At 60.1% G+C, this 3,424-nt stretch carries 4 protein-coding genes and 1 pseudogene; 3 read left to right on the top strand and 2 right to left on the bottom strand.

Annotation, left to right across the window (positions count from 1 at the left end; genetic code table 11):
- Nucleotides 1–408: pseudogene (locus tag AC5DC2_RS21490) on the top strand (ketol-acid reductoisomerase); the annotation flags it as partial.
- Between the two features lie 65 nt (nucleotides 409–473).
- Here AC5DC2_RS21490 and AC5DC2_RS21485 read toward each other — a convergent pair.
- The gene (locus AC5DC2_RS21485; protein WP_024709491.1) at nucleotides 474–857 is read right to left on the bottom strand and encodes a hypothetical protein; all 384 of its coding nucleotides are present in this window, start codon (nucleotides 855–857) and stop codon (nucleotides 474–476) included.
- The gene (locus tag AC5DC2_RS21480; protein ID WP_024709490.1) at nucleotides 854–1,339 is read right to left on the bottom strand and encodes a cupin domain-containing protein; all 486 of its coding nucleotides are present in this window, start codon (nucleotides 1,337–1,339) and stop codon (nucleotides 854–856) included. The genes AC5DC2_RS21485 and AC5DC2_RS21480 overlap by 4 nt, the downstream gene beginning before the upstream one ends.
- A 68-nt stretch (nucleotides 1,340–1,407) precedes the next feature.
- Between AC5DC2_RS21480 and AC5DC2_RS21475 the strand changes: the two genes are divergently transcribed.
- Both AC5DC2_RS21475 and AC5DC2_RS21470 read left to right on the top strand, forming a co-directional pair.
- Nucleotides 1,408–2,001, top strand: coding sequence for a TetR/AcrR family transcriptional regulator (locus tag AC5DC2_RS21475; protein WP_024709489.1), 594 nt, complete (start codon nucleotides 1,408–1,410; stop codon nucleotides 1,999–2,001).
- 519 nt (nucleotides 2,002–2,520) lie between these two features.
- The coding region (locus AC5DC2_RS21470; RefSeq protein ID WP_491699955.1) for an aminotransferase-like domain-containing protein at nucleotides 2,521–3,424 on the top strand (904 nt) is incomplete at its 3' end.

Here is a 3,424-nt window from a genome sequence, read left to right as displayed (position 1 = left end):
GAACTGATCCGCGCCGGTTTCGAGACTCTGGTCGAAGGCGGCTACGCCCCGGAAATGGCCTATTTCGAGTGCCTGCACGAAGTGAAGCTGATCGTCGACCTGATATATGAAGGCGGCATCGCCAACATGAACTACTCGATCTCGAACACGGCCGAGTGGGGCGAATACGTCACCGGGCCGCGCATCGTCACCGAGGAAACCAAGGCCGAGATGAAGCGCGTCCTGAAGGACATCCAGACCGGCAAGTTTACCGCCGAATGGATGCAGGAATGGCATTCGGGCGCCGCCCGCTTCAAGGCCACCCGTCGCCTCAACGACCGTCACCAGATCGAGGAAGTCGGCGAGAAACTGCGCGGCATGATGCCCTGGATCAAGAAGGGCGCTCTGGTCGACAAAGAGCGCAACTGAGTTTTCGCAACATCGCGAATGAATGAACAAGCCGGAGGGCGTCGCTCTCCGGCTTTTTTGCGTTTTCAGGCCGGTCGGGCCTCCCTGAGGAAGCCGGCGACGGTGATCACGAGGAATATCACCATTGAGGTCAGCGCGAGCAGAGCGCCGACAACGGCCGGAATTTCGCTGCCGCCAAGATTGGCGATCACGATGCCCGGGATCAGCAGGACGACCGACAGGACTGCGAGGCCCACCTGTGCGGTAGCGATGGACCGCGCCGCGACCTGCGGATGGGCATGGTAATAGAGCCCGTAAAGCGCCATCGAGACCCAGCCCAGAAGATTGAGATGCGCATGTGCGGGCGCAAGGCTGTGGTCGTGCGATGCGGCCATCACGATGCCCATTGTCATGCCCGTGACACCCGCGAGCGCCGCGACCACGAAGCAGGATGAGGCAAGACGCTTCATTGTTGCGCCGCCGTTTCCGGCGGAAGAATGTGAATGCCGAACTGCTCCGCCGTGGCAAGTAGCTTCTGCATGTCCGGGGGAGCGATCTCCGGAAACGTCTCGGTTTCGGAGGCAACAGGGTCGCCTACGGCACGGAAGAAATCCTCATGCGGTCCGGCGGGAAGGTTGATGATGATGATCCGCGAGACCGTCGGGCCGGCGTTGCGGAAGGCGTGGACATCGCCGGGCCGTACATAGAGGAAATCGCCTTTGCCGCAGCGACGGACATCGCCATTCAGAACAAATTCGACCGCGCCCTCCATCACCAGGAAGGCCTCGCTGTCCTTCTGGTGGTGCATCGGCGCGCCCGCCCCTGGCGCACTGAGGCATTCGGCGACGGAAAATATTCCGTCGGTGTCACCGGCACTCGCGCGGAAAGTCAGCAGGTTTCCAAGAAAGTGAACGGTGGAGGGCGGCTTATGGAACGACTTATCATATTGCATGGATTTGCCTTTCAGTTTTATGATACCTATGTGTCGTCATGAGATGTCTGTCTCATAAAGGATCTTTAATGCCCGGTCAAGATAAACGTCATGAGCGTGTCAACCAGAAGAAGAGAACCCGTGCGGAACTGCTGAAGGCAGCCCGAGCGCTTTCCGACGAGGGCGTAACGCTGACAATCCCGGACGTTGCCGACCGGGCAGGGATTTCAAGAGCGACGGCCTATCGCTATTTCTCGACGCCTGACGAACTGCTGCAGGAGATCGCGCTCGATGCGGTTGCGCTCGCGATCCGCATTCCGGACGATCCGTCACTTGATGTTCGTGCCCGGATGGAATCCGTGATCAGGCAGGTGCTGGTCATGCTTGAGAACAACGAGACGACCTTTCGCCACTTCCTCGCTGCCCGGATCGTCGAGAAGGGCGGACGTCGCGGCGCGCGGCGGCTCGGATGGCTCGACGAGGCGTTGGCGCCGCTTTCACGCGAGATGCCGCGACGGCTTTATCTGCGCTTGCTCAATGCGCTTGCGCTCCTGACCGGTATGGAGACTCTGGTCGTGATGAAGGACGTCTGCGACCTTGATGCCGGCGAAAGCGAGGAGGTGGTCATCTGGATGGCTCGCGCCATTCTGGCTGCCGCCGAAGAGGAGGCGAGGGCGCCATAGCGCATCTCGCAGTCCGATTAAAAACATCTGACGTCCGCACGAATGCGTCAAAACAAACGGATAGAGCGATCGCGCGTTTCCATGTAAAGCCGGAACCGAGCTAGTCATTCCCGGCAGGAAACCAGGCAGCAATCTGCGCTTGCGTGAGGTTGCCACCGCAAAGGGCCGAGACGATCATCAGCCCCAAGGCTGCACGCCTGCAATCCTGGTCGAGATCGGTCCAGAAAGAGCATCACCGCGTGCTCGTCCGGTTCCTGCTCCTGCTGAACGCCGCGCCGGAGTTCCTGTCGTGCCGGCATGCCGCTGGCTCCCTGCCGCGCACCCTGCGGTGGCGTAAAGCCGGCGCTTGCGCTAGTGTAACGCCAGAAAATTACCATATGGGTGGCCGGGAAGACGTAAAATTACGCTATCCATGCGAAAAACCATGGATTTATTGCCGAAAAATAGGTCAGTATTATTGACTTAAATGGCCGGCTATGGTCATCTACGGCCACCAAAAAAGACTTCGAGGAAACCCCCATGCTTGACTGGGAAAAAATCTACGCGACGCGCGCCAAACGCATGGGCGCGTCCGAAATCCGCGAACTTCTGAAGCTTCTCGACCAGCCCGACATCATTTCCTTCGCGGGCGGGATTCCGGATCCGGCGCTGTTTCCTGCCGCGGAATTCCAGGCGGCCTATAATGATATTCTCGCCGGTCCCGAGGCCGGGCAGGCATTGCAATATTCGGTGAGCGAGGGCTATCCGCGCCTGCGCGAATGGATCGTCAAACGCATGCGCGCGCGTGGCATCGATGCTGATCTGGAGAATATCTTCATCACATCCGGCTCGCAGCAGGCGCTCGATTATCTCGGCAAGCTGATGCTTTCGCCGGGCGATACCGCGCTGGTCAACTGGCCGACCTATCTGGGCGCGCTGCAGGCCTTCAACGCCTATGAACCGCGTTACGATAAGCTGGACCTGTCGCGCAATGCCGAACCGCAAGCCTATGCGCAGGCAGCGGAAAAGGCCGGAAGCCGCGTGAAGTTCGCCTATCTTTCGGCCGATTTCGCCAATCCGACCGGCGAATCGCTGTCGCAGATGGAGCGCGAGAAGCTGCTCGATATCGCCGAAGCGCTCGATATCGCGGTGATCGAGGACGCCGCCTACCGGGCGCTGCGCTATGAAGGCGAGCGGCAGAAAACCCTGCTGGCGATGGATTGCGAACGTTCCGGCGGCATCGAGAACACCCGCACGCTTTATTGCGGCAGTTTTTCCAAGACGCTGTCGCCGGGTCTTCGCGTCGGCTGGGTCTGCGCCGCGACCCCGATCATCAAGCGCCTGGTTCTTGCCAAGCAGGCCGCCGACCTTCATTCGCCAACCATCAACCAGATGGCGATCGCGCGCGTGGCGGAAGCGCATTTCGAGGCGCAGGCCGAAAAGA

This window comes from Martelella sp., assembly GCF_984369615.1.
The sequence above is the reverse complement of the archived record's forward strand: the minus strand, read 5'-3'. Positions and strand labels throughout refer to the sequence as shown.